General features: G+C 51.8%; 24 protein-coding genes and 2 pseudogenes. 12 read left to right on the top strand and 14 right to left on the bottom strand.

Annotation, left to right across the window (positions count from 1 at the left end; translation table 11 throughout):
* Positions 1-33 precede the first annotated feature (33 nt).
* A complete protein-coding gene (locus IPJ88_11745) occupies positions 34-792 on the top strand; it encodes a peptidylprolyl isomerase (GenBank protein ID QQR92030.1) in 759 nt (252 codons plus the stop codon).
* A 7-nt stretch (positions 793-799) separates the two neighbouring features.
* Here IPJ88_11745 and IPJ88_11750 read toward each other — a convergent pair whose 3' ends face one another.
* The gene (locus IPJ88_11750; GenBank protein ID QQR88894.1) at positions 800-1273 is read right to left on the bottom strand and encodes a hypothetical protein; all 474 of its coding nucleotides are present in this window, start codon (positions 1271-1273) and stop codon (positions 800-802) included.
* Between the two features lie 209 nt (positions 1274-1482).
* Between IPJ88_11750 and IPJ88_11755 the strand changes: the two genes are divergently transcribed.
* The 8 genes and pseudogenes from IPJ88_11755 (at position 1483) to IPJ88_11790 (ending at position 8612) form a co-directional block, all read left to right on the top strand.
* Complete coding sequence (locus tag IPJ88_11755) at positions 1483-2172, top strand: class I SAM-dependent methyltransferase (protein ID QQR88895.1); 690 nt, start codon at positions 1483-1485, stop codon at positions 2170-2172.
* A 51-nt stretch (positions 2173-2223) separates the two neighbouring features.
* Entirely contained in the window at positions 2224-3279 is a 1056-nt protein-coding gene (locus tag IPJ88_11760) for a tetratricopeptide repeat protein (protein QQR88896.1), read from the top strand.
* Between the two features lie 6 nt (positions 3280-3285).
* A complete protein-coding gene (locus IPJ88_11765) occupies positions 3286-4077 on the top strand; it encodes a hypothetical protein (protein QQR88897.1) in 792 nt (263 codons plus the stop codon).
* Positions 4067-4549, top strand: a complete 483-nt coding sequence (locus tag IPJ88_11770) for a hypothetical protein (GenBank protein ID QQR88898.1) — start codon at positions 4067-4069, stop codon at positions 4547-4549. Before IPJ88_11765 ends, IPJ88_11770 begins: the two co-directional genes overlap by 11 nt.
* On the top strand, positions 4528-5937 hold the full coding sequence (locus IPJ88_11775) for a hypothetical protein (protein ID QQR88899.1): 1410 nt from the start codon (positions 4528-4530) through the stop codon (positions 5935-5937). Before IPJ88_11770 ends, IPJ88_11775 begins: the two co-directional genes overlap by 22 nt.
* Positions 5938-6036: 99 nt before the next feature.
* Positions 6037-7070: pseudogene (locus tag IPJ88_11780) on the top strand (serine/threonine protein kinase).
* A gap of 768 nt (positions 7071-7838) precedes the next feature.
* Positions 7839-8036: pseudogene (locus IPJ88_11785) on the top strand (PEGA domain-containing protein).
* Positions 8037-8201: 165 nt separating this feature from the next.
* The gene (locus IPJ88_11790; GenBank protein QQR92031.1) at positions 8202-8612 is read left to right on the top strand and encodes a PEGA domain-containing protein; all 411 of its coding nucleotides are present in this window, start codon (positions 8202-8204) and stop codon (positions 8610-8612) included.
* A gap of 18 nt (positions 8613-8630) precedes the next feature.
* Here IPJ88_11790 and IPJ88_11795 read toward each other — a convergent pair whose 3' ends face one another.
* From IPJ88_11795 to IPJ88_11820, 6 genes are all read right to left on the bottom strand, one after another.
* The gene (locus tag IPJ88_11795) at positions 8631-9143 is read right to left on the bottom strand and encodes a hypothetical protein (GenBank protein QQR88900.1); all 513 of its coding nucleotides are present in this window, start codon (positions 9141-9143) and stop codon (positions 8631-8633) included.
* A 76-nt stretch (positions 9144-9219) separates the two neighbouring features.
* Complete coding sequence (locus IPJ88_11800; protein ID QQR88901.1) at positions 9220-10086, bottom strand: hypothetical protein; 867 nt, start codon at positions 10084-10086, stop codon at positions 9220-9222.
* A gap of 135 nt (positions 10087-10221) precedes the next feature.
* On the bottom strand, positions 10222-10770 hold the full coding sequence (locus IPJ88_11805) for a prepilin-type N-terminal cleavage/methylation domain-containing protein (protein ID QQR88902.1): 549 nt from the start codon (positions 10768-10770) through the stop codon (positions 10222-10224).
* Between the two features lie 309 nt (positions 10771-11079).
* Positions 11080-11562 carry a hypothetical protein gene (locus tag IPJ88_11810; GenBank protein ID QQR92032.1) on the bottom strand — a complete coding sequence of 161 codons (483 nt, stop codon included), beginning with the start codon at positions 11560-11562 and terminating at the stop codon, positions 11080-11082.
* 107 nt (positions 11563-11669) lie between these two features.
* The gene (locus IPJ88_11815; protein QQR88903.1) at positions 11670-13067 is read right to left on the bottom strand and encodes a sigma-54-dependent Fis family transcriptional regulator; all 1398 of its coding nucleotides are present in this window, start codon (positions 13065-13067) and stop codon (positions 11670-11672) included.
* Between the two features lie 28 nt (positions 13068-13095).
* Entirely contained in the window at positions 13096-13380 is a 285-nt protein-coding gene (locus IPJ88_11820; protein ID QQR88904.1) for a hypothetical protein, read from the bottom strand.
* A gap of 92 nt (positions 13381-13472) precedes the next feature.
* Between IPJ88_11820 and IPJ88_11825 the strand changes: the two genes are divergently transcribed.
* Both IPJ88_11825 and IPJ88_11830 read left to right on the top strand, forming a co-directional pair.
* The gene (locus IPJ88_11825) at positions 13473-14258 is read left to right on the top strand and encodes an enoyl-CoA hydratase/isomerase family protein (protein QQR88905.1); all 786 of its coding nucleotides are present in this window, start codon (positions 13473-13475) and stop codon (positions 14256-14258) included.
* Positions 14259-14390: 132 nt separating this feature from the next.
* Positions 14391-15047, top strand: a complete 657-nt coding sequence (locus tag IPJ88_11830; protein ID QQR88906.1) for a hypothetical protein — start codon at positions 14391-14393, stop codon at positions 15045-15047.
* A 58-nt stretch (positions 15048-15105) separates the two neighbouring features.
* Here the strand turns inward: IPJ88_11830 and IPJ88_11835 are convergent, their stop codons facing one another.
* The 3 genes from IPJ88_11835 to IPJ88_11845 are packed head-to-tail and all read right to left on the bottom strand — an operon-like array spanning position 15106 to position 17335.
* Entirely contained in the window at positions 15106-15273 is a 168-nt protein-coding gene (locus IPJ88_11835) for a hypothetical protein (GenBank protein ID QQR88907.1), read from the bottom strand.
* Positions 15264-16277 carry a PQQ-like beta-propeller repeat protein gene (locus IPJ88_11840; GenBank protein ID QQR88908.1) on the bottom strand — a complete coding sequence of 338 codons (1014 nt, stop codon included), beginning with the start codon at positions 16275-16277 and terminating at the stop codon, positions 15264-15266. The genes IPJ88_11835 and IPJ88_11840 overlap by 10 nt, the downstream gene beginning before the upstream one ends.
* The gene (locus IPJ88_11845; protein ID QQR88909.1) at positions 16277-17335 is read right to left on the bottom strand and encodes a hypothetical protein; all 1059 of its coding nucleotides are present in this window, start codon (positions 17333-17335) and stop codon (positions 16277-16279) included. The genes IPJ88_11840 and IPJ88_11845 overlap by 1 nt, the downstream gene beginning before the upstream one ends.
* Positions 17336-17515: 180 nt before the next feature.
* Here IPJ88_11845 and IPJ88_11850 point away from each other — a divergent pair, with 180 nt between their 5' ends.
* Positions 17516-18037: a hypothetical protein gene (locus IPJ88_11850; protein ID QQR88910.1), complete on the top strand. Its 522-nt coding sequence runs from the start codon at positions 17516-17518 to the stop codon at positions 18035-18037.
* Here IPJ88_11850 and IPJ88_11855 read toward each other — a convergent pair.
* The 4 genes from IPJ88_11855 to IPJ88_11870 all read right to left on the bottom strand — a co-directional run bounded on the left by IPJ88_11855 (position 18034) and on the right by IPJ88_11870 (position 21457).
* The gene (locus IPJ88_11855; protein QQR88911.1) at positions 18034-18264 is read right to left on the bottom strand and encodes a helix-hairpin-helix domain-containing protein; all 231 of its coding nucleotides are present in this window, start codon (positions 18262-18264) and stop codon (positions 18034-18036) included. The two genes, IPJ88_11850 and IPJ88_11855, sit on opposite strands and share 4 nt — an antisense overlap.
* 176 nt (positions 18265-18440) lie before the next feature.
* Positions 18441-19673, bottom strand: coding sequence for an aspartate kinase (locus tag IPJ88_11860; protein QQR88912.1), 1233 nt, complete (start codon positions 19671-19673; stop codon positions 18441-18443).
* 278 nt (positions 19674-19951) lie between these two features.
* Positions 19952-20974, bottom strand: coding sequence for a hypothetical protein (locus tag IPJ88_11865; GenBank protein ID QQR88913.1), 1023 nt, complete (start codon positions 20972-20974; stop codon positions 19952-19954).
* Positions 20975-21289: 315 nt separating this feature from the next.
* On the bottom strand, positions 21290-21457 hold the full coding sequence (locus tag IPJ88_11870) for a hypothetical protein (protein ID QQR88914.1): 168 nt from the start codon (positions 21455-21457) through the stop codon (positions 21290-21292).
* Between the last annotated feature and the right edge of the window lie 57 nt (positions 21458-21514).

Here is a 21514-nt window from a genome sequence, read left to right on the forward strand (position 1 = left end):
GGCAGTGTGCAATACGCAGAGCCGCTCACCACAATACCTCGACGTGTCGAAGGGCTTTCGCAATATGTGCTCGAGGTGAACGCCGGTTTTGTTCAGAAGCAGGGCATCGTCGATGGAACGCAGGTTCGATTTAATAATGTTCCAGGTCAGCCTATCTCAAAAGCAGCGTCCAGCGATTTGTCTGATTCGTCCGCATTGCAATTGGAGCCAAGCTCACCCGATCCTCTGGATGGCAAATTTTCCTTGTCGCAAGCCACGGCGGGCCTTCGGAATAAGAAGAACGTTCAGGCAAAGATAGTGACTTCCTTGGGTACGCTTAGCTGTAAGCTTTTTGCTGGCAAGACACCAAACACAGTTGCCAACTTTGTTGGACTTGCCCGGGGCTTACGTCCGTTTTGGGATCCGAAGCTGGGCAGTTGGCAGAAAGGTCCTTATTTTGATGGCACGACTTTCCATCGAGTGATTCCAGGTTTCATGATTCAAGGAGGCGACATCGTGGGTGATGGTCGAGGCACGCCCGGCTATGCGATCAAAGATGAGATGGTGGAAGGTTTAAAGCACGACAAAGCTGGTCTGCTTTGTATGGCCAATCGGGGCCCTCACACAAACGGCGCCCAATTTTTTATTACGGATGGAGCAGCCCCTCATTTGGACCAAATGAACAGCTTCACCATTTTCGGCGAATGTGAACCGCTCTCGCTCGTGGCTAAGATTGCGCGTGTGCCTCAAAGCGGTCCGCCGAGTAACACACCGAAGCAGGCCGTGACTATCGAGCATCTTAGTATTGAATAAGAGTCCGCTATTCTTTTGTCTTTTGCGAGCTTGTGGAGGATGTGCTTTTAACCTGGGGCTCAAGGCGCTCGCCGTCTTTGCTCTTTTTGAAGCGTATTTCCGTGTGCAGGTCGACTGTGAGGTTTTGCAGGGCTTTTTCTAGTTCGCTTACAATGTCTGTGGCGTGCAGGACGTCGCGGACTTCGCGTGCTACGATTTTCAAAATAGCTTTCTTGGTGTCATCGACCTGCGCAAAGACATAGTTGGCCATTTCCTTGGGGAGTCTTGCGTCGCCTACCACTCCGCGCAAAGCACCATCGGTGCGGTTTAAGGTGTTTAATCCTGCTTCGATGCCTTTCTCGAAGCCTTTGCGTAGTAGTTCGGGCAAAATCCGCTCGAAGCTTGATGGCCGTCGTTCGTATTCGAATTCGTCGTCTGGATCGTCACTGAATGCGTGCGTTTCAGCGTGCTCTTTGTCTCGATCGGTATCTTGGCCGTTCATTTTGCATTATGGCAGAGAATCTCAGAAACGCCAAACTCCCAACCGGTCTTTGTGGTTTTTGAGAGCAACAAAAAAACCGATTTTTTTGCAGCGAACGCTTGCACCGTGAGCAATTGATTGTAGACCTATAGAAGGCATGGTTAAGAGGGGCCACCGTAGGCTGTCTCTTGTGCATCAAGTGTGGCATAGAGGGGTGGGGATTTTACTGAATGCGTACCCAATACAACGAGGTGGACTTTAAACGTGAAGGCGAGGCGTTGCCGTACTTTGCAATGACAGTCGATCGTTTGCGCTTTCAGAGTATCCAAGAGCTTGCGCGACACCGAAAGATCCTCGTCCTGGGCAGTGGGCGCGTTGACGTGCTCAATGCTTTGCAAGGCCTTAGTCGTGAAGTTGAAGTGGTGGTGGAGAAAAAGTCAGCCGATTTGAACGATTCATCGATTGCTCTGCATGAAGCTTCGGTAACAAAACTTCCTTTTGAAGATCATTCCTTCGATGTGGTCTGTTGTTTCGATGGCTTTGCAAGTCAGTTCGATACGCCAGTTGTGCTTCGCGAGATGGTGCGAGTGGCTCGGCCTGGTGGGTACGTCGTGGCGGAGTTTAATAACGTGTTGAGTTTGAACTTTGTTACTCGAAAATTAAGCTTGGCGGTTGGTCGAGGGGCAAACCTGCTAGCAGAGACCTGGATAAGCCCTTGGGTGGTGCGAAAGATTGTCCCTGCTGGAGCACGTTTGCTGGAGTGTCGTGGCCTTGGTCTTGCTGAGCAGCTCCCCACGCTCTCTTTTGTGCCTTTTGCGAGGCGCGTGCAGGAGCGGGCCAAGAAAGCTGCGCTCGCTTCCCCTTTACGCGTGTTGGCGGATTCCTTCATTGCCATCCTTCAAAAAGAGCAGCCAGAGTAAAATGAATCTCGCTCTTGCCACGCTTTGGACGCCACGCTATAGGTCGAAACGATGAAAGGCGAAGCACATCAACCGAATTTAATGGAGCTGCGCAAACGTGCCGAAGGCATGCTTGCAAAATCCTGTGAACGCTCGAAGGTTGAACCTGTCTTGCAACGCATCGCCGAGCACGCCAACGAAGGCAGCGACCTAAGTTTGTTTGCTTATCGTAATCTTGCCGAGTTGTGGCTCGAGGAAAATCCTTGGAAAGCTGCTCTTTATTTACGACGGGTTCTTAAGACAACTTCCAACGACGATGTTGCGCATGCGCTGCTTGGTTTGTGCCAAACGCTTTTGGGTAACTACGGTGCGGCTGTTGCAGCTTACCGTCGTGCGCTTCAAGTGGCCCCGAAGAATCCATGGTATCATCACAACTTGGGTCATCTGCTTGATGTGGCTTTGGGCGCTTCATTTGAAGCCGTCTCTCATTTGCGAAAGGCGCATGAACATGCGCCAACAGAACATGAAATCACTGCGTCGCTTGCGCACTGTCTCGCGGGCTTAGGCGAGCTTGATGAAGCACAGGCATTGGCGCAACTTGCCCTGGATGCAGCTCCAAGTAATAGAGGTCATCGAGAGCTTGCTCTTTGGATTGATGAAGGAGCCCCACAGCCGCAGGGTCCACACGAACTTTTTGACAGTGCGCCAGCGTTTAGTGCGAGTAGACGCGGAGCTGGTTTTTCAGAATTGCCATCGCCTATACGTGAAGACGATGGAGAGGAAAAAGCGACTTATGGCCAATCCAAATATACTCGGTCAAGTCAAGTGCTTGATGTCTTAGCGCAAGAGATGGAACAAGCTGGCCTGCCACAGGATATGTTTCATTCAGCGGTGGCGCTTTGGAACGACTACAAAGAGAGCAAGAGCGTTCGGGTTAACAAGCCCGAGGCTTATGCGGCTGCAGTAGAGTACGCCATTGTATTGGTTAACAAGATCGATGGAGTTACCCGCTCTTCGGTAGCAAAGCGTTACGGCGTTAACGCCAATACGGTAAGTACGCGTTACAACGATATTCGTGATCAGCTTGCATTGCAGCCTGGCGACCCACGATACGCACGCTGTGTGTAGTTTATCGTGCTTGCCATTGTTCAAGACTATTTCCTAAAACGACGCTGGCTCCTCGCTGCGTGTGTCGTGCTTGGGGTTGTTTGGGCTCTGCAAGGCAGTCAAGCTAGGAATGAGCATTTGGGCAAAGCGCTTTCGGAGCTGCTTGAGCCAGAGGGCATCGTTGTGAAGCAAGACTCGGTGTTGCGTATGGACCCCCCAAAGAAAGTTGTGCTTCAAAGTCCGATATTGTTTTTGGGTAAAACAAACAACGAGGCCTATGATCTGTACTATGCAACTGTTCGCGAGGGCGGCTCTGGGCAACTATGGGATCTTAGTCATCTTAGAAACCTGACGCGCACAAGTAGCGCGGATGAGAGCATGCTCAGGTTGTTTGGCCATTTTGCTGCGTATGCTTCACGCGTAGGTGACGGATTCGATGCGGTCACTGTTCTTGATTTGCGGGGAGAAGGCGCAAAAGAGACGGCTTGGCCGTGGTTTGCGCGTTTGCAAAATGCCATTTCAAATTATCAGGAGTTTGGACGCTTTGAGGGCTTTGGGAAAACCAGGTTTCAGTTGAGCCAAGCCAGTAAAACGCTGCGACTGTATGCACGTAAGAATCATTTGCTCGTTGCAAACAACGACCAGTTGCTTGAGCTAGGTGAAGGCGATTTGCAAAGGGATCTAAGCGTGCACGGACTTGTGCGCAGACCGACGGAAAAAGCGCAACCTGGATTGATTACCTGGTTGGTCGATACGGTTCGTAAAGTTTCCTGGATCGGGCCTGCCCCTATCGAGTGGTTGGAGCACCGTGTGTTTTAGCCTTGAAGATTTTGTTCACCGTGTATCGTTCCGGGTTTTTGGAAGCGATAGTGCGAGTGAAGCGGCCGAGGACCTGGGGCTGAAAGCCGGAAAGTATTTGCTTGAAGCAACGGATCCTGAGATGGGCTGGCCACCCCAGGCGCTTCGGCCTGCTCTAAGTCCTCCGATTGCCGGTGAGGGCAAATGGCTGGTGATCAAAAACGATCCTTATGTGAGAAGTTATCCTGGCAGTCCCGCGGCTTTCGTGCAGACCTTTATTCGTACGGACGAAGAACGTCGATTTACGCGTGTTTACATTACCATGTGGGATCCTCGTCAAGTGCAGCTTCATATTGCGATGGGAACCAAAGAGCCTGAAAGCGCGACCGGAGAGACAGGGACAGGAAGGATCCTCGCGATGACTTTTACGATGAGGCATCTCGTTGGCGCTTTAACGGTGGGTTTCAGGCCTTGCATGGTGAGTTTGGAATGATGGCCGATGGACGGGTGTACTTACCGCCCAAGCCTTGGGCTGCAACGGTTGCTGTTTACGATGATGGTCATGTCGGGATGGGATCATGGCCGCCGCCTCCGGGAGGTTCGGGTGGTTACGATGAAGCTGCTGCAACGCGGCAGATTCCAGAAGACATGGTTGCGATGCGACAAAATCTCACGAGCGTGGTTGAAGATGGCGTGTACAATCCCTGGAAACGATGGTGGTGGGGAGCCGCTCCACAACATGCTGGGGAGCAAACCTATATCGATCGTTCGGGGCTGTGTGTCACAGAAGAGGGCTTTTTGGCTTTTTTCTGGGGGAAATCCATGGGAGCTGATGCCTTGGGTGCGGCGATGCTTGCGGCGCGATGCTTGCGAGGTCTTCATCTTGATATGAACAGCAAGCACACTGGTTTTGAGTTTTATAACGTTTTGCCCAGGCCCGATGACTTTGTGAACACGGAGCCTGATGAAGACGATTTTCAAGCCACGATGGCTGTACCCGATACCAATCGTTACATCGCACGTTCCCGCAAGGCTGTGCGCACCATGGCGATGATGCGCTTTCCACGTTACATTCGCCGTGATCCCCGTGACTTTTTCTATTTGACGTTGCGACCTGTTCTTCCGGGCCCCAAACTTAATGTTGCAAATCAAAACATCGAGTTTTCAACCAAAGGACTGCCACACCGTGGTTGGCCGCATGCTTTTGCACGCGCTTGCCTGAAGAGCCATGATGGGAATTGCACGTGGCTGCTTCGTGTGGATCCGAACCGAGTCCTACCGCAGAACAGTGAGACTTCCGAAGGCAAGGATGTCCTTGCTTTTCTTACGGCGCCTAAGCGCGAGAAACATAGGCGCCTGGCGTTGTATGTCCAGAAAAGTAAATTAGGCTTCGGATTTCAGTTTGGCGTAGGGAAGCTGCCAGATCAGGCCGAGGCCTTAGCCTATGGCGATCGCTTGCAGTCAAAGGATAACTCTACGAGCGTCGCAGTCGGGGTGGACCAGGATGGCTTTCTTGTTTACGCAGAGCGTCATTCTCAAGACAAACGGCCCTTGGCGGCCTTGTTTGCAGCCATGGGTATCCGCGAAGCGATAAGCCTAAATGACGAGCAGCGCTTTGTTTTTTCGACGAAACTCGGCCTGGCTGGCCTTGATGGTCATGCAAGCGCGATTGACGAAAATACCGAGAAAAAAGCCTTCGTAGCGCTCGAAACAGGCTTGGCTGAAGTGATTTTTCCTGACAACACGCCGTTGCCCTATCATCGGTGGGCTTATGCGCAGGGCAAACGGGTACGTTACTTTCCCGAAGAACATAAACCTCGCTTTCGGGCGCCTGGAATGGAAGAGAAAGCAGAAGATGCACCCAAGCAAGCAGATCCCTGAGCTCGCGTTGCCTTGTACATGGTGCAAAGTCACAGTGAAAGCAGAAATAGTTGCATTCGAACGTTTTTGCTTCAATTTGAACACAGAAAGTCTTGACCCATGTACCTTTCATCCCGGAAACTGCCGGCCTCTCCGAAACTCGCCGCTATTGGAACAACTGACGATGCAAAGGCTTACGACGTGACAAAGCCTATACCCTTTGGCAACTACTTATTACTCGACAGAATCAACGTGGGCGGCATGGCTGAAGTTTACAAAGCCATGGCGCTTGGTGAAAAAGGCTTCGAGCGTTTTGTTGCCGTCAAACGGATTCTTCCGAGTATCGCGGCCGATGAATCCTTTATTACAATGTTTGTCGATGAAGCCGAATTGCTGCTCAGCTTCATCATCCCAACATCGCCCGCGTCTTTGATTTAGGCAAAGTTGAGGACAGCTATTACATTGCGCTTGAGTATATCCGAGGAAAAGACCTTCGCGTGCTTTTTGACCGGGCGCGCAAACAAGGCAGCCCTCTGTCCATACCCTTTGCCTGTTCTATCATGATGAAAGTGTGCGAAGGCTTGGATTTCGCTCACAACAAGCGCACTTCGGATGGTGAACCGTTGAATCTTGTGCACCGAGACGTATCACAGCAAAATATCCTTGTTTCCTATGACGGTGAAGTAAAAATCATTGATTTTGGCGTGGCTAAGGCAGCAGGCAAAGTAAGTAAGACAGAGGCCGGCATCCTCAAGGGCAAGTTTAGCTATATGTCGCCCGAGCAGGTGAGGGGACTGCCTTTGGATCAGCGCAGTGATGTTTTTGCTTTGGGGATTTGTCTGTACGAGCTTTTAACCAACGAACGCTTGTTCGTCGGTGAAAGTGATTTCTCTACACTTGAGAAAGTGCGCAATGTGGAGATCATGCCGCCGAGCACTTACAACCGTCGTATTCCTGAAGAACTTGAACATATCGTGCTTCGCTCACTTTCAAAGGATGCAGCTGATCGTCAATCAAGTGCACTTCAAATCCGAGATGACCTTGAAAGCTTTTTATACGCCAGTGGTCAGTCGTTTTCGCCAAAGGAACTTAAAGCGTATATGAAAGAGCAGTTTAAAGAAGAAATCGAAGCAGAGAATAAAAAGGAAGCGGAGCAAATTAAACTTTATGCTCACGAGTTTCAGTCCGTGGCTAAAACGATAGAGCAAGCCAAAGTAGCCGAACCGGCTCTGGAATCTTCGACCTCAAAAAAAGAAAAGGATTCTACGAGCAATGCGCCAGAAACACAATCCTTTGTTCCGAGTGCGCCTCCACCGCCTGGTTTCTTAAATCAAAACGCAAAACGTGTTTCTATACCGCCGCCTTTGCGGGAAGCTGCGACTGGTACGGCAGCGAAGAGCGCTGCGATGAATGTGTCCAGTTCTGAAGTCACTTGGGTAGATGATGAGCCCGACACACGTCTTTACGACGAGACGGACGACGAGCCTACTAAGGCTGCTGAAAAACCATTTTCGCGTGCTCCACGTTCCGCGGTTTCAGGCGGACGACCCTTTATTCCCTGGTCTTCTACGATTTCCAGAGCTCTTTCTCCTCAGGGCTTGGATCGAAGGAAGCTGATCCCGGGGCTTGGCGTCGTGGTAGTTGCGGTGGTGCTGGCGGTTTACTTTTGGCCGAGCAAGGGTGCGATCCTGCAGCTTTCGACCGAACCGACGGATCCCGTTGTGCTATTAGACAACCGTCCGGTCTCCTCACTTTCAAGCCCGTTTGTGGTGACTGATGTTGAGCCGGGCAAAGAGCATAATCTTGAAGTCCGTAAAACAGGATATGAGCCCTGGGCTACCACACTAAAGGTTAATCCTGGGCAAGTGTTGGAGCTTCCAACGGTTCGCTTGAGACCAATTGGTTCAAGTACATCGCCCGGAATGCAAGCTACGACGAACAGTGGCTTCCTTTTGGAGACTGTTCCTGCCGGGGCTCAGGTCTATATTGACGGTGAACTGTTTAGTGACCCAAGTCCTGTTCGCGTTGCGGACCTCGAGCCGGGCACTTATGAAATTCGAGTTACACACAATGGTGATTACTTACCCTGGACCAAGCAGATTCATTTAACTTCAGGTCATTTTATGACCTTGCCCACAATTAAGCTTCAAAGCAGCAAGGCCGCTTTGCACGTTAGTAGTGACCCGATTGGTGCGCAGGTGACTTTGTCGCGCGGCCAGGACAAAAATGCTCAAGGCAGCACTCCTGTTGAGACGAGCGTGGACTTTAAGGACGGGCCATGGGTCTTGAGGGTAGACAAAGAGGGCTATGAGCCTTTTGAGCAGACCCTTGTTGTTCCGAGCGGCAAGAGCTCGATTGATATCCAAGCAACTTTGCGGAAACAAAACGCGGCAATCGCTAGCAAAACAGTTTCTGTAACAGAAAAAGCAGAGCGAGCTCCTAGGCCGCGCGCTAAGGCTGAAAGTTCGACGAGTTCGAAGGCAGGTACCGGTACCTTGCAAATCAACTCACGGCCTTGGTCTCAGGTATACGTTGATGGCAAAGCTATGGGCGTGACCCCGCAGATGAGCCTTAAGCTTTCCGCTGGTTCGCATAAAATCCGATTGCATAATCCAGATTTTAATCTAGAAAAAACAATCAACGTTTCGATTAAAGCCGGACAAACGACAAAACAAATCATCTCGCTGCAGCCTTAAGGAGCGATGCGTGAGACCCTATTCTAAGGGGTCACGGACGATGAGTGGACCAAATGGAACGAGTTTTCCTTTGCGGTTCATTTGCGCCTTACGCTCGTAGAGCGAATAGTTCCCGTCGCCGTCTAAGTCACCCTCGGCGCGTACGATAAACACCGGTGTTCGTGGCGGAAAAGACAAGTTGCAGCCGCTTTTCGTTGGCAGAAAGGAATAGCGGTAGCGCAGCTTTTGGTCGTTTTTGATGCCGAGAATTTTCCAATTAGCGCGTGCTTTTTTCTTGAGTTTAGCGATGCGCAACCACTTGCGCTTTGCCGAGGGGCGCTTCGGGGTAGGGCCTGCTTTCTCAGGCAAACATTGCTGAAGTCGTCCGTGATTATGGACCTGTTCAAAATAGGAGGCGGCATGGTTGTGTATCTGTTCAAGGATTTGAACTGCTTCGTCCGTTTTGTCGCTTCGAAAGTTTTTAAAAAAAGTCGGGATGCCAATGGCTAGAACGCTGCCGACGACAGCAACGATAAGCGAAGTTTCAAGCAAGGAGAGTCCCTGCAGGGATCGGGGTCTAAATCGTGGCGATGGCAATCGTTACTCCAGTTCAGCGTGGTAAAGCCTTCTATAAACGGCTCTTTCGATACCACTCTAAATCAATTGTTTCAAAGTCGATGCGTTCACCGACGAGGAGGTAGAGGGTGGGGCTTAGGTAGGGGTATTGCTCCTGTCGCTCTCGGGAAAACTCCGCAAAAGCAGCTTGCAAGGCTTCTGCATAGGCCTGGTCGCTTAAGCTCGAGATTTGCGCCTTGATGTTTTCCTTTGTGTCGGGATCCTGGATCGTTGCGTAGATTTCAACCAAGTGACGCAGCGCTTGTTCGGTTTGTCCCAAACGCTTGAGTTCAGAAGCGTTGCTCAAAGCCAGCCACGAAGGTCCTGCTCCCAGACGTGCCGCCGTTTCAAGATAGGGGATCCCATCTGCTTTAGCGCGGTTTTTCTCCTCGTCGTTATCAAGTAGCGGAGGCAATTCATAGGTAAGTGTTGCGCCCAAATCCCAAGCAAGCTCGCCATCATCTGGGAAAAGAGCGACGCCCTTCTTGAGGTAGTCTGCGGCTTTGTAAGCATCTTTTGAGGTGATCTTACCCGTACGGTACAGCGCTACATTGCCGACCCAGAGATAGGCCTGCCTAAAATAAGGATCCAAGCGGAGCATGGCATCGACGTAGTTGAAGAGATACTTTACCTCGCCCTTGTGTTGTATTTCTTCACCAAAGTAGACTAGTGCTCGCAGCCAAAGCAAATCGCAGAGTGCCATTTTGTGTCCAAGCGAAAAGGTGGCAAGCCACTGTTTCGGGGGCACGTAGTAGACGTCCTCATAGCGTTGGTGCGCCATGTAATAGTTTAACGCGGGCAGGCGGAAACTTCGCATGCCGATGCCCAATGTGCAAAGCAGTCCTAGGACAAGGGCCGTCTTTTTGTAGTCACGCGACATGCCGGGATTGTACAATTTTTTTCGAGGGCCTGCTGCAAAATGGCTCCTGAGCTTTCCGCGTAAAATCGACAGAAAAACAAAACCCCCGCAAGTCAAAGACTTGCGGGGGTTTTTCTCCATCAATACTAGCTAGACTTATTCGGTCTCGTTCTGGATGAAGAAGCCACGAGAATGGTAGAGCTCGTTGTTTGCATCCGAGCCAATAGCAAGCTCGAAGGTGCTGTTTGTATCATCACCATCAAGGTCACCATGTGCAGCGAAGGTGTAGATCGTGGTATCCGATGCAGTGTTCGTGCAGCTAGCGCCTGCAGAAGTCACCTGATAACCAAAATATACAAAGTCAGCAACGGCGAAGCCAAGGGCTGCCCAACCTGCGTTTGACGTGATGAAGTTAGTCTGTTGCTTATCCGCACCTGGATCGGCAGGAGTTAAGGCGATACTAGCCACCGTGCAGTTACCAGCAGCGGTTGCAGTGAGCCCTTGCGTGCTACGCTCTTGGTTGTAGTAGCTCGCTGCGCCTTTGAAAAGAGCGTTGAGGTTACCTGTTGCCTCTGAAGTCTTGGAACGACGAACATAACCAACGAATGCTGGAATGGCGACCGCGGCCAAGATACCCAAAATTGCAACCACAATCATTAACTCGATGAGTGTGAAACCTTCTTTTTTCCGTAATAGTTTTGACATGCCTTAAATCCTCCTTGAGTGTTTTCTTCTCAGCCCCAGAATCTCACAGCTACCGAAGCCTGGTCGAGTTCTTTGCAAAGCGCGTACCAAGTTCTGGGCTCTGGGATTATGCCGGGTTTCTAAGTTCTTTACCAAATATTAGCTTTTCAAGCTGACGTAAAATGTCATTGTTGAGCGCTTGCGCTGACAAAATCCGTCAACCGCGGAGCTGTCGATGCAGGTACATCGACCTACAAGGTAATGAAGCAGCCTTGCGGCGCGATCTCATAGCTTCTGCTAGGTGCACATAGGCTTTGTTTTTGCGCCTGCTTAGTCCCAGCCCTTGTCTTGATCGATGTAAATGCTGCTACTTGCGGAATAGGATTCAAATAAGACGGTGGTTCCATCTTCATCGAGATCGGCCACTGCTTGAGAGACAAACCAAAAGTCGCCGCCATCGTAACCTAGGCTGCTTCCGAAACCGGAGCCCGATGGATCGGTCCCAGGAAATCCAGCAACGGTCGAATAACGGAATCGGACAGCCGAATCAGGAGATGCTCCGAGTTGCGACCAGTTGGTCGGCGGGCTTCCCCAATCCACACTGTCGTAGGCGAGGGCGGCAGTGGGCCAGCGTGTGGTAGGGGCACCAGATACATTGCAATACTGGCCGAATTCAGCGCGATAGGATTCTTGACGTTGTTTGATCTCGGCCAGAAACGTGACCGCCTCGGTGGTTTTTGATTTGTAGACGTAGGCGGTAAAGGTCGGAACTGCGATAGCTGATAAAATGCCGATGATGGCTACCGTGACCATGAGTTCGATGAGCGTATAGCCCTGCTTGGGAGGACGAATGTAGTCGTTTGTGTGCACGCATGAATCCCACGTTCTTAACTATAACACGGCTACAATGTGAAGCCACGTTAGTTTTCGTTTTGCTCATGCTCATCTCCTTCGTCCATGTCGTATTTTGCAAGTCGGTAACGAAATGAACGGAAGCTAAGGCCTAAGAGCTTAGCTGCCTGGGTACGTACGCCGCCTGCGCGCTCGAGTGATGTGCGCAACAGGGCACGTTCGATAGTCCCAAGATAGGCGTCCAAATCAAAACTTCCGTCGGTCGGCAAATCAGCAACAATCTCGGGTGAACCGCCAAGGGACTCCTCTGGCAAGTCTGTGGCGTGAATAAGGTCGCCACTGGCTAAGGTCACCGCGTGCTCGACAATGTTTTCCAGTTCTCGAACATTGCCGGGATAAGGCAGGCCAAGAAGGATTTTTAGTGCTTCTGGTGAAAACTTAATTTTTTTACCTTGAAGGGCCGTATGCTTAGCGAGCAAGTGTTCCGCTAGCAAAGGAATGTCTTCCCGGCGCTCGCGCAGAGCGGGAAGTCTCAAACGAATAACGTTCAGCCGATAGAATAAATCTTGCCTAAATAGATTCGCTGCAACATCGGCTTCAAGATCACGGTTGGTCGCAGCGACCACGCGGACATCAACACTCTGTTCCTCATCGGAGCCCACGGCGCGCACTTTGCGTTCTTGCAGTACGCGCAGAATTTTTACTTGCAGTGGCATGGGCAACTCACCGATTTCATCAAGAAACAATGTTCCACCATCGGCTGCGCGAATGAGGCCTTCTTTGCTCGATGTTGCGCCCGTGAACGAGCCTTTTTCGTGTCCAAAAAGCTCGCTTTCCATGAGGTTTTCTGGCAAAGCGCCGCAGTTAACCACGACGAAAGGCGCTGCGGCGCGATCGCCAATCTTGTGCAGCGAGCGGGCAACGATTTCTTTTCCGGTGCCGCTTTCGCCGGTAATAAGCACGCTGCTTGGTGCGGAGGCTACTTTTTCGACCATGGTCATCACGCGCAACATGACAGCGCTTTTGCCGATGATCTCTCCAGTACGCTGTCCTTCATGAACGCGTACACGCAAGGACTGGTTTTCTTTGACGATGGCTTGTTTTTCTAAAGCCTTTTCTACCGTTGCTAGCAGTTCGTGGTTTTTGAAAGGTTTTTGAACATAGTCGTAGGCGCCAAGACGCATCGCTTCAACGGCCTGTTCGGTCGTGGCGTATGCTGTAATCAAAATGATTTGACTGGATGGGTCGCGCTGTCGCGCAGCTTTAAGAACGTCCATGCCGGAGCCATCGGGCATGGATAGATCGGTTATGACAATATCAAAAGGAGCGCTTGTTTTGATTTTCTTGGCGGCTTCGAGCGCGCCACTGACGGTGCTCACTTTGTACTGTTCGCGCGATAGCAGAACGTCCAACATGTTGCGCATGCTGGGTTCATCATCACATACAAGTACCCGCTGTCCGTTCATGAGCTCTGTGTGACCTTCGTTACAAGCGTTACAGCGAAAAGCCGGTACGCGAAGCTTTTTTGAAATCGGTTGATTTCACCACAACGGCACAGACTTGACTGTCTTCCGCAAAAACACGGCCTGCGTCCGCGGATTCGATGTCCAAAGCCGTATCACTAAAGGCAATGCTTTTGACCCGCGCAACTTCGAGCCCTTGACCGAGCTCTCCAAGATGCACGACAATATCCATATTTTCGGAAAATTCATAGCGGCCCTTGGTCTCGCTGACGCCATCCAGGCTTAGAAGTAGCTTCTTTAGGGTTTCTTTATCCATAGCGCCTCATCCTTTCTCTGCTTGCTCTCTAGGTCAAGTGTTTGGTGCATCTGCTCTTGTCCCTTTGATCGGCTTTAAGCTAGAGCAGATGCATGGCTGAATCAGACATTCTTGTGGCAGAGGACGGCGAGTGCATGGTTTGGACCTTAAACAGGCCCGCACAAAGTAACGCTCTATCGCAAGCCATGCTGAATCAAATGCATGATCTTGCGCTCGAGCTAGGCAGCAAGCATGCGCCCCGCGCCCTTATTATCACAGGGGCGGGCGGTAGGGCGTTTTGCGCAGGGGCCGATCTCAAAGAGCGTTTGTCGATGTCTGAGAGCGATGTTTCTGATTTTTTGAGCCTGCTTCGTGAGACCTTCACGCTGATTGATCGCGCGCCAGTGCCTACGGTTGCCGCGATAAACGGCGCAGCGCTCGGCGGCGGTCTAGAGCTTGCACTAGCTTGCGATTTTCGCGTGGCCATCGATGGTATCAAGCTGGGCCTTCCAGAAACCCGTTTAGCGATTATTCCGGGTGCTGGCGGCACGCAGCGATTGAGTCGTGTGGTGGGTTTGCAAATGGCCAAACGGATGATTCTGAGCGCTGAGCCCGTCGAGAGCGCTGAGGCCAAGCGCCGAGGTCTCGTTGATGAATTGGCGCTTGCAGATCTTAACGTGGTGGATGCCGCTAGAGCCTGGCTTGCGCCGATATTGCAAAATGGGCCCATCGCCATCGCGGCGGCGCTTGAAGCTGTGGACTCCAGCTATGATGTGGATCTTGAGCAAGGCCTTGATATCGAAGCGGCTTGCTATAAACGCACCTTATCAAGCCAGGACCGCTTAGAGGCACTTCGTGCCTTTGCCGAAAAGCGCAAAGCGCAGTTCAAAGGGCAGTAGTAGCCAGACCTTTGCGATAACCCCCGCAAAATCAGTTTGTTCATTATTTAACATAATATATCTTCTGCGAACAGGTGTTGTGAAGCTGGGGGCTTGGGTTTGGCGTCTACTGGCGTTAGAACTGTGGCCGTTATGTACAAATCTCTGTGCTGCTTGTTTGTTGTTTCGTTGCTGGCTGGTTGCGATGAGAACGTGCTCAGCGAGTTTCCTGTTGGGCTTGAACCGCTTGAGGAAAATCTGGCGGGTGTGCCCGCGGAGCTTGATGGCGATCCTTTTCCAGAGACGCTCAATATGATTTCGGGTTCCAAGGATGGCTACGACTGGGTTCACGCGCGTGGCTTTGTTCATGCACCGGTTGCCGAGGTTTATGCGGCGCTCAGCACGCCACTAGCTTCGGTGGACCGGCGCGAAGTCGATCGATGGGAAATTGTGGAGGAACAGCCTGAATCCGAGCTCTACGACTTTGTTTATACGGTAAAAAACACCAAAAACGCCCTTATTACGGTTCATTACGACGTGCAATGGCGGCACGGTGTGGTTGAGCGAACGGACGACGGTGAACCGGACATAACCGCAACGCGGTATCAGAAGATCTGGGGAACGAGTTATATCGATTTACTTGAAGGCTCTGTGCTTGCCTACGGTCGCGATGAGACTTTAACCGAGCTGGAATTTGTGCATCATCTGGATGCAACCCGCGCTGGGGTCTCGCAAATTAAGTCCTTTATCGGCGATTACTATGCGGACGTGCTTGCTATCGTTCGCGATACACCCATGCCCGAATTTTAGTGTTGTTTAGGCCAAAATAGTTCAAATTTGATAACAAATTCCGCTGGAATTGACTAAATTACAGCTGCAGAGAAAACAAGCGTCCGCCGTTGGACATGACGTAGGCCCGGCCGCTTGCCACGGAAATCGATGCTGAAAAGCCGTATCCAGCCTCGATCCGAGACAGCTCGCTGCCATCGTGTGAGGCGATGGCCAAAAGCGCGCCGGAGCTTTCCCCTACCAGCACCCTGTCGCCCAAAATCGCAGCTCGGCTTGGCGCTCCGCGCTCGATTTCTTTTTCCATACCAGCCGTTTTGTGAGCAAGTCGACCATGATTAAACCGTGATCCGATGAGCTCACGAGCAGATGATCGCCGTGTTTGACGATTTCAGTGATGCCGGTCCATTCATTTTGATGCCACCGCACGCCACCGCCGGACAGTTCAATCGCAAAGACGCCACCTGAAAACGATGCGACGTATACGACATCGTCAACTTGCACAGGCGTGGTGTCGATATCGACGAAACGCTCGGGACTACCCATGGGTTGCTCGACTTCAACCGAGGTGTCCCGCTCCCAGAGCACGTTGCCAGAAACAGGATCAAGGGCTACGACCATTCCGTCGGTAAAGCCTGTGATAATTTTGCCGTCGGCCTCTAGTAAGCCAGCGCGACCTGCAATCGCAAAGCCGTCAGGTGCTTCGCGCCGGTAGCTCCAAATCTCTTTGCCGTCGTTGCGTGATAAGGCAATCACCTGATCGGAGTCGGTTACGACGAAAAGACGGTCAGCGGCCAAGACGGGGGTTTGATGCACGGGTCCTTTGACCTTGGCGCGCCAACGCAGCATGCCGCTGCTTGCGTTCAGCGCATGTATCACAGCATCTTCAGTGCCGAAGTACAGTTCATCGCGATCCGGATCAAAAGCGGGTTTGCTTTGAATCGCAGCGCTCGCGTTGTAGTGATAGACTTTGCTTCCGCCGCCGGAGAGTGCCCAAAAACGCCCTTCGGATGTGCCGATGTAGACGCGGTCGTGCTCTGGGTCGAGCGCTGCAGCGCTGAGCTCAACGGGCGCATACGGTCCTCCGCCGCTGAGCTTTGAGACCAGTGTTTTGGCCCATCGAAAAACAAAAGCGTTGGTTCCGGCTGCGGTGCGCTCAGAGCGCCGGTCGTTGGGCCAGCCGTAACTGTCTTTAACTCCGCCGCAGTAGGCCAACAACAAGCAAAAGGCCAAAGCCGCCCTATTCTTTTTCATCACTCGCCTGGCTCGCCGGGAGCTTGCTGATTTTTCAGTTGCTCAAGCAATTTTTGAATTTGTTCGGGTGACATGCCGCCAGCACCATCGCCGCCAGCTCCTCCACCGAGTCCACCCATGCCACCTAAGCCGCCAAGCGAACCAAAGGGATTCGCTGAGGCAGCCGATTGGCTCGCGCTTAGCTTGCCGTCCGGCAGTAAAGATGCATCGATCTCAAGCAGAAAAAGCTCTGCTTCTGAAAGCAAATACGCTGGAGCTTCGCTTTTCTCATCGCGAAGCCGCACGACAAGGTTGGCCAGGGTTTTGCCCGCTTTGTCTTTGTTGCCCGTTGCCACAAGCAATCGTGCTTCGTGATAGTCGGCGATATCGCCCAACACCGCTTGATGTTTTGTGCGCATGCTCTGTATTTCTTTCAGCGCTTCGTCGTAGTTCTTTTCGCTTTCAAAGCTGTAGAGATAACCCTCGAAGGCTTCAATCAGCTGCATGGTGTTGTCGGCGCCGGAGAGCGCTTCTTTATATAACGCTTTGGCTTCGGCGACCTTGCCAGCCTTTAGTACAATGGCGCCTTTGCCCAGGCGCGCCCATTTGGCCGCTTTGGTACTCGGATAAGCTGATATGACTTTCGAGAAGCGTTCCTCGGCTTTTTTCGATCGCGCTTCAGCGTTTTTGAAGCTTTCCACTACTTTAATTGAATCGTCTTGCTCAGCACTAACTTCGCTGCTCAGTGGTGCGCTTACCGTGGCAATGGCCTTGCTCAAGGAATCCGCTGCGGCGGCGGAGCGTCGTGAGGCATGCCATAAACCGGCGGTGAGGCCAACAACGATAAGCACGCTAAGAATCCCTGCAAAAGCCACTTTTTGGCGGTGAGCTGCGACCCAATCGCCAAGGTGTGAAGCTCGTCTTAAAACCTCTTCTTCCATGACCGGCCGCCCTTTTTTAGCGGCCTTCTTTGCGGCTTTCGCTGCTTTTTGAGCGGCAAGACGTTGTCCTGCGGTTTGACGCTCTTTGGAATCGTCGTGCTTTGGGGTTTTCGATTGCTCTGCGCTTGAGTCTGTCACTTTGATATTGCCTTTTTTTTAGGCCACCTTTTGATGGTCCAAGCTTGACTGCCGAGCTGATGTCTATAATACGCCAGTAGACCTAGTCAATGATCAGTCCTTTTTTGTGCCATACAAGAGCGCCTTCGGTGCAGCGGTTTTTCGCGAACTTTCCGGAGCTTCGGCTTTCTGGCTCGCTCTATGTGCGCAAACCCTGTAGCGCTTGCTGCCATGCTTTTCGTGCTTGTTGCGCTACCGAGGTCGGTTTGGGCTTATGATGGCAGTCTGGGGCTCGGCGTGCATCTTGGCTATGGCGCTTCCTTTGACTCAGAGCTCGAAAGTGCGCACGGCTTGGGTTTAGGGATCGATGCCAATTTGGGCTTGAATGACACCTGGTCGCTTTTAGGGCATGCGAGTTTCATGTTGCACCCGGCGAATCAGCAAGTCGGGCGAATGCTTGGTGGAGCCGAACTGGTCTACATGCTTGATGTGTTGAGCTGGGTGCCCTTTTTCGGAGCAGGTGCTTTTGCTCAACTGGATATGGCCAGCGGACAAAGCGATAGCAACGTAGGCGTCAATGGAATTGTCGGGCTCGATTACTTCGTGTCTCGCGAATTGCTTATGGGCCTCGATATCCGGCCGTTTTTAAATCTTTCCAATTTCAATACCGATCCTGCATACCTGACGGTTAATCTACGATTGACCTGGCTGCTTGAGCTTTAACGAGTTTTTGCGAACTCTGCGGGATTGATACATAGATAGGGCTCGAGGCGTTCGAGCGTTTTTTTTCCGATGCCACTTACTTCGTCAAGCTCGCGTATCGATGCAAAGGAGCCGTGTTGAGCGCGAAACGTGTAAATAGCTTGAGCGCGTTTTGGACCAAGGCCCGGTAGCAGCGCGAGCTGCTCGGCGCTTGCAGCGTTTGGATCCAAGCAGCCTTGGCTCGCCATTGTCTCAGTGTTTTGCTGCCCTTTGGCGCAAACATGCTTGCTTGCTCGTGTTGGGATGCTTGGGCATGGTTGATGCGCCAGGCGCTGCCCCAAGCCAAAAGCAATAAGACGCTCAGACAGAAAAACTCGGCGAGATGACCGATGTGTTGCTCTTTCATACGAGCGTTATCGGCCGGTTATGCGGGTGGTTGCGTCGAATTCTTTCCCAGGCCAAAGCCTTGATGAAGCGCGTGCACGGCAAGTTCGGCGTACTTGGAATGAATCAGCACCGAGACTTTGATTTCGCTTGTGCTAATCGCAATGATGTTGATGCTCTCGTCGGCCAAGATGCGAAAAGTTTTCGCTGCGACGCCTGCATGCGAGCGCATGCCCGCGCCTACGATGGAGACTTTAACGACTGCTTCATCCACAACGATTTCGCCGCCGCCGACTGCCCTGGAAACACTCTCGGCAATTTCCTTGGCGCGTTTCACATCGCTCTTGGTGCAGGTGAAAGTTAAGTCGGTGCTGCCTTGAGCCGAGACGTTTTGAATGATCATGTCGACTGAAATGTTTGCCTCGGAAAGAGGTTCAAACACCGAGGCCACAATGCCGGGATGATCGGGCACTGCACGGATGGTGAGTTTGGTTTCGTTTTTATCGTAGGTCACCCCAGCAACAACCACGGCTTCGAGATTGTCTTCGGGAACGACCCAGGTTCCTGGTCTATCGGAAAAGCTTGAGCGCACATGCACTGGTACCGCATATTTCATGGCAATTTCAACTGATCTAATTTGCAGAACTTTCGCACCCAGCGACGCCAGTTCCAGCATTTCTTCGTAGCTAATTTGTTCGATTTTCTGGGCGTTTTTGCAGATATTGGGGTCGGTGGTGTAAACGCCATCGACGTCTGTATAAATCTCACAACATTCAGCCCCGGTGGCTGCGGCAATGGCTACGGCCGTGGTATCGGAGCCTCCACGGCCAAGGGTGGTGATGTTGCCATCCTTGTCCATGCCCTGAAAACCGGGAATTACAGCGACCCTGCCCTGCTCTAAGGTCTCGTTGAGCTTGGCACTTTCGATGGTGCGAATGCGCGCTTTGGTAAAGGCATTGTCGGTTAAAATACGAACTTGATGACCGAGAAGCGATCGTGCGGGCACACCCATGTTGTTCAGCACGATCGAAAGCAAGGCTGCTGTGACCTGCTCGCCGGTGGATACCAGCGCATCGACTTCGCGTGCTTCAGGGCTCACTGCGAGCTGCTGACTCATCGCAAGCAAACGATTGGTTTCGCCTGACATGGCGCTAACCACCACAGCGACGTCTTTGCCCGAGGCGCGAGTCTTCGCCACACGCTCGGCTACTTTTTGAATGCGCTCGAGAGTGCCGACGCTCGTGCCGCCGTATTTTTGAACCACCAAGGCCATAGCGGCGCATACTAGATTGCTTCTGCCTGGAGTCAATGCAAAGATGAGACGATTCCTTCCGTCTTTGCTACGCGTCTGGCCTCAGAAACAACTTTGCTTAAAATATGAGACAGGGTCTGGGCTTGATTTTTATCTATTTGTATTTATTTGTAAATTTTACTTACACTGCCTTGGTTCGTGCCAAGGTTTGCGTGATGTTAGCTGCTTCGTTACACGTAGAGTGTTTGTCCCAAGTCTATCGTTCCATGGCCAGGGTAACTTCTGCTCACGCTATTCGCTCAGTTTGCCATCCAGAGCCTGTAGGCCGTGCTACCAGGGCCTCGACCGTCTTCGCATCGAAATGGACCAAGTGGGATGTCCACGTAACCACTTGCCGGATGTGAGAATTGTTTTGGATCCATGCTCGGACGATAATTTCGTATGAGCTTTTGGGGAATATATTCACTTGAAAAATTTCCAACGACACGTATGAATTGAAAGCCCATTTCAATTGCACACTGTGCAAGATAATACAAAACTCTACAAATCAATCCGCTTTCCATCGCATCGAATGCGTAAAATCTTTGAATGTCAATCGTCAGGTAGGAACTGTTGTCGAGCAATCCCAAGATCAATTCGTCGACAGCAATGAGACCGAGTGTCGATGGATCGTCTATGATTGATTGCCCCAAATTATCAAGTTCATCTTTTAGATTTTTGCACATGTTCGAATCGGGATCGCCGTTGGGATCATCGGGCGGTGGCCCAAACTGGCTTGGGGAAAGTTCTTGAAGCACTTTGGCCCATTGTCGCCAACTTTCTGCAGCCGCAGCCCAGCTTTCTTCGTCGTACTCGCGCTCAAGGTCTTCAGGAGGCGTCAGCACTTCGCCGTTTGCACCGAGCACGATGCCATATGTTTTGTAGCCTTGCTCCGCTTCGTAGAGCTGAGCTTCGAGTTGCTGTGCTGAGATACTGTGTTGTTCTATCGCGGCGTATGCTTTGCCAACTAGATCGGCAATGGCACGACCACCCTGAGCAGGGATGCTTTCATCGCCTCGAATGATAAGATCGAAGGTGCCAAGCACCGCCCCGATTGCCGCCGTGATCATGGCGGCCGTAGCCACGATGCCGTAAGTGGCCACAAGGTAGGCTACCGCACCCGTGATAACAAGAAGCAGTTCGTCCTCGCTCTGCTGGAGTTCCGTGTCGTCATGTGATTCAACGGCGCAGTTGACACTACCTAGGAACAGCGATGAGGCCAGTGCCAAACAAATTAGTCGTTGGTATCGGAAGCTTTTTGGTCGTGATGTGTAGGTTTCCATGCGCGGCCTCTCTCTTAAAACACTCTACCGACTCTGGCATGCAATTGGCGCGCCAACACGAATGACGTTTAGGTTAAAAAGGAGTGATCCCAAAATAACCCGCCGATTTAGCTGGTTCTCCAGAAACACTAGAGAAACTCTCAGCTTACGATCACGCACTCTGTCCTACCCAGTTTGATGGTAATCTTATCCCCAGCCTGGGACCTTTGCAGGCCGCTTATAAGGCTTGCCGCTGTGACGTTATCGCCGATACGATGATGGCTCGATTGAATTTCATTTGATCTTTTTGGCGCCCGAAATCGCAAAGTCAAACTCCTAATCTGCCAAGTACCGCCCTTCGGTATTGAGCGTTTTTTTAGGCAGGTCATAGGCAATGGTTTTTGCCTTGTTCCTATCGCTACCCGTCACCGCGCAGCCCAAAACAGTGCTCAAACATAGCGCGCCCACGCTCATCCATCGAAACGGCCAATTTTTGCAATCCATGTTCTCGCTCCTTGCCGAATCGGCCCGAGCAAACAGGAGTTGCGTATCAAGGAGAAC

The sequence above is a fragment of the Myxococcales bacterium genome, from assembly GCA_016699535.1.
Lineage (GTDB): Bacteria > Myxococcota_A > Polyangia > Polyangiales.